The sequence below is a fragment of the Siphonobacter sp. BAB-5385 genome (genome assembly GCF_002261125.1).
Classification (GTDB): Bacteria; Bacteroidota; Bacteroidia; order Cytophagales; family Spirosomataceae; genus Siphonobacter.
On the sequence record NZ_NMPS01000065.1, the window covers coordinates 1 to 1316 of the forward strand.

A 1316-nucleotide genomic window follows, 5' to 3' on the forward strand; every position below is an offset into this window, starting at 1 on the left:
TATGAAATTAGCCGTTGTAGGCACCGGATATGTCGGCCTGGTTACAGGCACGTGCTTTGCTGAAACTGGAAACCAGGTTACCTGCGTAGACATTGATTCCCGCAAAATTGAAAAGATGCGTAGTGGCATCATCCCCATTTACGAACCAGGTCTGGAAGAACTCTTCCTGCGAAACACCAATGAAGGTCGCCTCAAATTCACTACTTCATTAGCGGAAGGCATCGAAGGAGCAGAAGTGATCTTTCTGGCCCTGCCCACGCCTCCGGGTGAAGATGGCTCGGCTGACCTTAAATACATTCTGGGCGTGGCCAAGGATCTGGGTCCGTTGTTGAGTCAGTACGCCGTCATCATTGACAAATCAACCGTACCCGTGGGTACGGCCGAGAAAGTACGGGCGGCCATTGCCGAGAACGCTCAGGTGGACTTCGACGTGATCTCCAACCCGGAGTTCTTACGCGAAGGCGTGGCCGTGGAAGACTTCATGAAGCCCGATCGCGTGGTGATTGGCACGACTTCCGAGAAAGCCAAAGCGGTGATGAACCGGCTGTACGCTCCGCTGGTGCGGCAGGGCAACCCGATCATCTTCATGGATGAGCGTTCGGCCGAGATGACCAAGTACGCAGCCAACGCGTTTCTGGCCGTCAAGATCACGTTTATGAACGAGATTGCCAACCTCTGCGAGAAAGTGGGAGCCAACGTCGATGACATTCGTCGCGGGATTGGTACCGACAGCCGGATTGGTAAACGCTTTTTGTTTGCGGGGATCGGTTACGGGGGCTCGTGCTTCCCCAAAGACGTACAGGCCCTGCACAAAACTTCCAAGGATTACGACTACGACTTCAGTATCTTACAGTCGGTGATGACGGTCAACGAAGACCAGAAGACCAAGCTGATTCCGCACGTACTGGATTATTTCGGCGGGGATGTGAAAGGCAAGACGATTGCCATCTGGGGTCTGGCGTTTAAACCCTACACCGATGACATCCGGGAAGCCCCGGCTTTGTACAACATCCGGGAGCTGATTGCTCAGGGAGCTCACATCAAAGCCTACGATCCCGAGGCGATGGAAAACGTAGCGAATCTGTCGGACATTGGCTCGAAAGTCACCTTCACCAAGGATGCCTACTCGGCCCTGGTGGATGCGGACGCGTTGATGATCATGACCGAGTGGCCGCAGTTCCGCACGCCGGAGTTTGAGAAGATGGAAAGCCGCTTGAAGAACAAAGTGATCTTTGACGGACGCAACGTCTATGAGCTCGAGGACATGCAGGAGAAGGGCTACACCTATTACTCCATCGGTCGCGAAAAAGTTAATT

General features: G+C 53.8%; 1 protein-coding gene. It reads left to right on the top strand.

Going from position 1 to position 1316, the window contains the following annotated elements:
• Position 1 precedes the first annotated feature (1 nt).
• The coding region (locus BWI93_RS06100; RefSeq protein WP_094809258.1) for a UDP-glucose/GDP-mannose dehydrogenase family protein at positions 2–1316 on the top strand (1315 nt) is incomplete at its 3' end.